General features: G+C 67.5%; 7 protein-coding genes and 1 pseudogene. 1 reads left to right on the top strand and 7 read right to left on the bottom strand.

Annotated elements, in window-relative coordinates; all coding sequences use genetic code 11:
- Positions 1-265: 265 nt before the first annotated feature.
- Positions 266-532, top strand: coding sequence for a WYL domain-containing protein (locus tag ENN83_RS12255; protein ID WP_287187393.1), 267 nt, complete (start codon positions 266-268; stop codon positions 530-532).
- Positions 533-689: 157 nt separating this feature from the next.
- On the opposite strand, the gene ENN83_RS12250 is transcribed toward ENN83_RS12255, so the two are convergent.
- From ENN83_RS12250 to ENN83_RS12220, 7 genes and pseudogenes are all read right to left on the bottom strand, one after another.
- The gene (locus tag ENN83_RS12250) at positions 690-1,418 is read right to left on the bottom strand and encodes an ABC transporter permease (RefSeq protein WP_287187391.1); all 729 of its coding nucleotides are present in this window, start codon (positions 1,416-1,418) and stop codon (positions 690-692) included.
- Complete coding sequence (locus tag ENN83_RS12245) at positions 1,406-2,101, bottom strand: ABC transporter ATP-binding protein (RefSeq protein WP_287187389.1); 696 nt, start codon at positions 2,099-2,101, stop codon at positions 1,406-1,408. The genes ENN83_RS12250 and ENN83_RS12245 overlap by 13 nt, the downstream gene beginning before the upstream one ends.
- A gap of 29 nt (positions 2,102-2,130) precedes the next feature.
- On the bottom strand, positions 2,131-2,829 hold the full coding sequence (locus ENN83_RS12240; protein ID WP_287187387.1) for a TenA family protein: 699 nt from the start codon (positions 2,827-2,829) through the stop codon (positions 2,131-2,133).
- Positions 2,826-3,770: pseudogene (locus tag ENN83_RS12235) on the bottom strand (ABC transporter substrate-binding protein). The gene ENN83_RS12240 and the pseudogene ENN83_RS12235 overlap by 4 nt, the downstream one beginning before the upstream one ends.
- 134 nt (positions 3,771-3,904) lie before the next feature.
- On the bottom strand, positions 3,905-4,738 hold the full coding sequence (locus ENN83_RS12230) for a HesA/MoeB/ThiF family protein (protein ID WP_349760126.1): 834 nt from the start codon (positions 4,736-4,738) through the stop codon (positions 3,905-3,907).
- Positions 4,735-5,331, bottom strand: coding sequence for a thiamine phosphate synthase (locus tag ENN83_RS12225; RefSeq protein ID WP_287187386.1), 597 nt, complete (start codon positions 5,329-5,331; stop codon positions 4,735-4,737). Before ENN83_RS12225 ends, ENN83_RS12230 begins: the two co-directional genes overlap by 4 nt.
- On the bottom strand, positions 5,328-6,065 hold a 738-nt coding region (locus ENN83_RS12220), incomplete at its 5' end, for a thiazole synthase (protein WP_287187384.1). The genes ENN83_RS12225 and ENN83_RS12220, both read right to left, overlap by 4 nt.

Below are 6,065 nucleotides of genomic sequence, written 5' to 3'. Positions count from 1 at the left end.
GGCATGAGGACGAGTCTGCCCGAAATCTGCCGGACCGCCCATCTGGCGGGCCTGAAAACACGAAACGAGCCACAAAAACTCCGTCTCGCAGCGGCCGAAGCGCTCAGGCAGCCATCTCGGCGCTGCCGAAGCCGTTTATCAGACGTTCCTTTGAATCAGAAATCTGACCCAATGGGAATCCTGATTGTCCACGAGCTATGCCCGAGGTCATTCAGGGGATTGCGTTCAAAGACGGCATCAAGCAACTTCAAAACGCCGCCTGGTGATGGCCGTCACCAACTTTTGGGCATATCTCATCACCTTCGAGTGGTTCGAGAAGGACAAGGATTTCGACCACGAGGCCTGTACGGCGCAATCCTTTGGGTCGTTTCACGCGGATGATGAGGTCGCCCGGGTAACTTGGCGCTTCAGCCCGGCTGCTGCAGCGACCGCGCGCGAGTTTGAGTTCCACCCCAACCAGGAGATCGTCGAGCAGGACGATGGCGGGCTGATCGGCACCTTCGAGGCCAGCGGCCTCGTCGAGGTGGCCTGACATCTCTGCAAGTGGGGCGAAGCGGTCGAGGTGATCGAGCCGGCCGCGCTGAGGGAGATGGTGGCGGGGGTTCAGAACGGAAGGATCACCGTGCTGCCGTGAGTGGCTTGGTCACAGTGGGTTCTCTGGTCCCAAATGCGTTCAATGTTCTCAAACTTCAACGCGCCATCTGTTCCAGCGCAGTGAAGAGGAACAGGCTCATCCCTGCCAGAACGAAGAGCGCCGCGAACATAAGCTCGGTCTGCCCACGCCCGTTCGTCAGCAGCATGAGATAACCCAGCCCCCGCGACGAGCCGACCCATTCACCGATGACGACGGCAAATGGGGCATAGACAACGGAAAGCCGGAGCCCCGAAAAGAAGGCCGGCAGCGCATGCGGCACCTGTAGCAGGAAAAGCCGACGCAAGGGCGTGGCGCGCATCATCTGCGCCATGTCGGCCAGCTGCGGTGGTAGGCGCATCAGCCCGTCGAAAAAGGCCGAGGTGACGGGAAAATAGATCACCATCATCACGATGACGATCTTCGAGGCCGCGCCATAGCCCAGCCACAGCGTCAGCACCGGGGCCAGCGCGAAGACCGGCACCGCCTGTGCGAAGATCAGCATCGGACGCAGCATCAGCCGCGCCCCGGGCGACAGCGCAAGGTTCAGCGCCGTGGCCACGCCCAGCGCGACGCCCGCGGCAAGGCCGGTCAGCAGGTTGACGATGGTAAAGCGCGCGTGCTCGGCCAGCAGGGGGGCGTTGTCCCACAGCGCCATGCCCACGCGGCCCGGCCCCGGCAGGATGAAGCGCGGCACGCCGGTTAGCCAGATCACCGACTGCCAGATGGCCAGCGCCATACCCAGCGCCAGTGCCGCGCGGACGGGGGCAATGTTCAGGCGTCGCATGGCGCCACACCCTGCAGCCGGGCCAGCAGCGCGGCCTGGGCCGACAACAGGTCCGGCGCGCGGTAGTCGCGCGGCGCGGGACTGTCCGGCAGCGCCAGCGCCAGCGCGCCGTCCGTGCCCAGAAGCCACGCGCGCTCGGCCAGGCGCAGGGCCTCCAGCGGGTCATGGGTGATCAGGATCACCGTGCGCCCGGCCAGTACGCGCGCGGCCAGGTCCTGCATGGCCAGCCGGGTGGCGGTATCCAGCGCCGAAAACGGCTCGTCCAGCACCACTACAGGCGCATCCTCGATCAGCACGCGCGCCAGCGCCACGCGCTGCCCTTGCCCGCCTGACAGCGCAGCGGGACGGCGCCGTTCCAGCCCCGCCAGCCCCACCAGGTCCAGCAGTGCCCGCGCCCGCGCGATGTCCGGCGGCGCCCCGCGCAGTCGCGCTCCAATGGTGACATTGGCCACAAGATCGGCCCAGGGCAGAAGCTGCCCGTCCTGCGCCAACATCGCCACGCGCCCCGAAAGCGGCTGGCCGTCATCGGTGCGCAACGCCCCGTTCAGCCGCTGCGGCCCCGGCAAGCCGGCGATCAGCCGCGCGATGGTCGATTTGCCGATCCCCGAGGGCCCCAGCAGACAGGACCAGCGCCCCGCCGGCATGTCCAGCGCCAACCCCCGGATCAGTGGATCCGCGCCCATCCACAAATCACCGTGCAGCGCCAGCCCGGTCATGGCCCGGCGCTGGCTCGGTCCGGGGGGCCATCCAGCCCCATCTGCCAGAAGCCGACCTCCAGCCGCGTGGCGGTGGCAAAACGCGCCGCCAGATGCCGCGCCCGTGGCAGGCCGGTCCAGTCCGGCCCCAGCCGATGCACCAGCGCGCCGTCGATCAGCGCGCCCACATTGCGGCACAGGCCCTGATAGTCATCGCCCGCATAGGTGTCGATCCAGTCGGCATAGGTCCCGCCGCTGCCCTTGAGCCGGGTGCCGATCTCGCCATAGCCCAGCACGCAGGGCGCCAGCGCCGCCATCAGGTCCAGGAAGTCGCCCGAATAGCCCGATTCCAGCACATAGCGGGTGTAGGCAAGGTTCGCAGGCGCCTCCTGCGTCGTTTCCAGCATGGCCACGTCGATACCCGACTGTGCGCAGATCCGGACATGCAGCGGCATCTCCACATGCGCCAGCGCCTGCACCGTGGCCGATGCGGCCTGGAGTTCGGCCAGCGTCTCGCCCTTGGCCGCGGCCAGCGCCCAGGCGCGGGCGAAATGGATCAGGAATATGTAATCCTGCCGCAGGTAATGCAGGAAATTCGCGCGCGGAAGGTCACCCCGGCGCAACCCCTCGACAAAGCCGTGACGGGTGTAGGCCTGCCAGTCCGGCGCCTGATCGCGCCAGAGTGCGAAGGCACGGCCATAATCCGGCGCGCTCATTGGTCCACCGCGGTCACGTCGATGGCCAGATCCGCCACCGACAGCCCGCCCGGCGTGGCGCCGCGCTCGGCCAGAAACGCCTCGAACCGGGCATAGCGGCCGACATCCATCGCCGCGGGCCGGGTAGCGAAGCGCGGTCAGGTATCGGACCAGGCCATTGTGTTCAGATCGCTTTGCAATTCGGATGCGGTAGCAGAGAAGATCTGCCATGCCTGATCCGGTTGGTTCAGAATGAAGGTGACCGCCTGGGCTGTGGCGTCGAGAAACCGGGCGATGGCATCGGCATCCATGGTTTCGGGATTGGCGACATAGATCAGTTCATCATAGGCCGGCACACCCTCGGCCTCCGGGTAGAAGCAGCGTCCCTCGGTGCCTTCAAGGTGCAGCTGGTTCATTTCGAAGTTGCGAAAGGCGCCGATCACCCCATCCACCTGCCGCGCCATCAGCGCGGGCGAGATCGACCAGCCGATATTGACGCGATCCACCGCATCGGGCGCCAGGCCGTGATGGGCCAGCATGGCGTCCAGCATCACCTCCTGCACACCGGCAACGGCGAAACCGATGGTGCCGCCGGCAAGATCTCCGAAATCCTGCGCCGGGTGATCGGCCAGCACCGCCAGACAGGTCAGCGGCGTGGCGATCAGCGTGCCGACACGGCGCAGCCGCAGATCGTCATGGCGGTTCAGATGCAATTGCGGCTGGTAGCTGATTGCCAGATCGACGCGGCCGGCCGCGGCCATGCGCGGGGGCGCGTTGGGGTCGGAGGGGGTTATGACCTCGATCTTCAGCCCGGCGGCGTCGAAATAGCCCAGTTCCTGCGCCAGCACGATGGGCGCGTGATTGGGGTTCACGAACTAGTCCAGCATAACGCTGAGCCGGTCCTGCGCCTGCGCAGGCAGGGCAAGGGCCGAGAGGGCGAGCGCGGCGACAAGGGGTTTCATGGCAAGGTCCTTTCAGTCGGTCAGGGCCAGCAGGCCGATATCGCCTGGCCAGCGGGATTGAAGCTTCTGGCCCGCGTTATGGGCGCGCAACCCGGTGGCACAGCCGAGCACGACGCGGGTGCCTGCGGGCGGGGTCAGGAAGGCGATTCCCTCGGGCGGGATATGTGGCGGGCTTCGGGGCAGAAGGGCGCAGCCTCGGGCCGCAGGTCGATGAGCGGATCATCCGCGCGAGTCTGACTGCGGGCGATGAAGGGCAGGGGCCGCGCGGGCTCGGGCGCGGTGTCGAAGCGAAAACTGCTCATGCGCCAGCGGCGCGCATCGAGGCTGACAAGCTGGCCTAGCGGCGAAGGGGTCAGAGCCAGCTGCACCGCCAGCGCCATCTGCGCCTGCAGCGCCCCGATGGCGGCGACCACCGGCCCCATCACCCCCGCCGTGGCGCAGGTCGCTCCGCGTTCGGGCAGGTCGGGGAAGATCGCGCGCAGGCTTGGTGCCCCCCCGCAACAGCCCGCGACATAGCCCGAAAGCCCCAACGCCGAGGCGGTGATCAGCGGTTTGCCCTGCGCGGCGCAGATATCGGAAAGCGTCAGGCTGGCCGCGAAGGTGTCGGCGCAATCGAGCACGATATCGGCCGCCGCCACCCATGCGGGCGCATTTTCCGGGTCCAGCATGGCGCAGACCGGGGTGATCGAGACCTGTGGGTTCAGCGCGGTCAGCGCGGCGGTGGCGGCCTGTGCCTTTGGCGCGCCGATCTGGTCCATCCGGTAGAGCGGCTGGCGGTGCAGGTTGTGCGCGGCCACCGTGTCGCCATCGACCAGGGTGATCCGCCCAAGCCCCGCGCCCGCCAGGTATTGCAACACCGGCACGCCCAGCCCTCCGGCGCCGACGACCAGCACATGCGCCTGCGCCAGCCGGTCTTGGCCGTCCGGGCCGACTTCGGGCAACATGATCTGACGGGCATAGCGGCTCATGCGCAGACCCGCAGCCAATCGCGCATCCGTGCTTCGGGGTCTGGGTTCAGCGTTATGTCGGTGACGGCCGAGACCAGATCGGCCCCGGCCTCGAACGCCCCCGGCGCGCGCTCGACGCTCATGCCGCCGATGGCGCAAAGCGGGATGTCACCCACCAGCCGCTTCCACTCGGTCACGCGCTCCAGCCCTTGCTGGTGCCATTTCATCACCTTCAGGATGGTCGGATAGACCGGACCGAGCGCCACATAGTTCGGCGAAAGCGCTAGTGCGCGGTCCAGTTCGGCATGATCATGGGTAGAGATGCCCAGCTTCAGGCCCGCGCGGCGGATGGCAGCCAGGTCGGCGGTGGCCAGGTCCTCTTGCCCCAGATGCAGCCAGTCTGCGCCTTCGTCGATGGCAAGTTGCCAATGGTCATTGACCACCAGCGCCGCACCATGCGCATGCGCCAGTGCCAGACCGGCGCGAATCTCCTCGCGCAGCGCGTCCGGCGCGCGGTCCTTGATGCGCAGTTGCACCAGCCTGATGCCAAGCGGCAGGGCGCGTTTCAGCCAGTCCAGGCTTTCGAAGATGGGATAGAATCGGGGCAGCGTCACAGCTTGGCCTTTCCGATCACCGGGGTCGATGGTTGTGCCATGTCGCGCGGCGCCATCGGGTCGGCATCGCGCGCCAGCGCCCCGGCCTGAACCGCCATTGCAAAGGCCCGCGCCATGGCTACCGGGTCGCCCGCCTGCGCGACGGCGGTATTCAGAAGCACCGCGTCGAAGCCCATCTCCAGCGCATCGGTCGCCTGGCTGGGCAGGCCAAGGCCCGCATCGATGACCATGGGCACATCCGGAAATGCCGCGCGCAGGGTGCGCAGCCCGTAGCGGTTGTTGAGGCCAAGGCCAGAGCCGATGGGCGCGCCCCAAGGCATCAGCACCTGCGCGCCGGCATCGAGAAGGCGTGCGGCCAGAACCTGATCCTCGGTCGTGTAGGGAAAGACCTGAAAGCCCTGCGCCGCCAGCGCCTCGGTCGCTTCCAGCAGGCCGAAAGGGTCAGGCTGCAGCGTGTCGGCATGACCGATGACCTCCAGCTTGATCCAGTCGGTTTCGAAGATTTCACGCGCCATTTGCGCCGTGGTGATCGCCTCGCGCGCGCTGTAGCAGCCGGCGGTATTGGGCAGGACATGCACGCCCAGCCCCTTGATGATGTCCCAGAAGGCCTGGCCCTGCCCGCCCTCGCGCCGCAGCGAGACGGTGGCGACGGCGGCGCCGGAGGCACGAAAAGCGGCCTCCAGCACCGCCGGAGAGGGGTATCGCGCCGTGCCCAGCATCAGCGGGTTGGCCAG

Origin of the sequence: Rhodovulum sp., assembly GCF_011048875.1 — a bacterium.
Lineage (GTDB): Bacteria > Pseudomonadota > Alphaproteobacteria > Rhodobacterales > Rhodobacteraceae > Rhodovulum > Rhodovulum tesquicola.
This window is presented reverse-complemented; position numbering and strand designations above follow the sequence as displayed.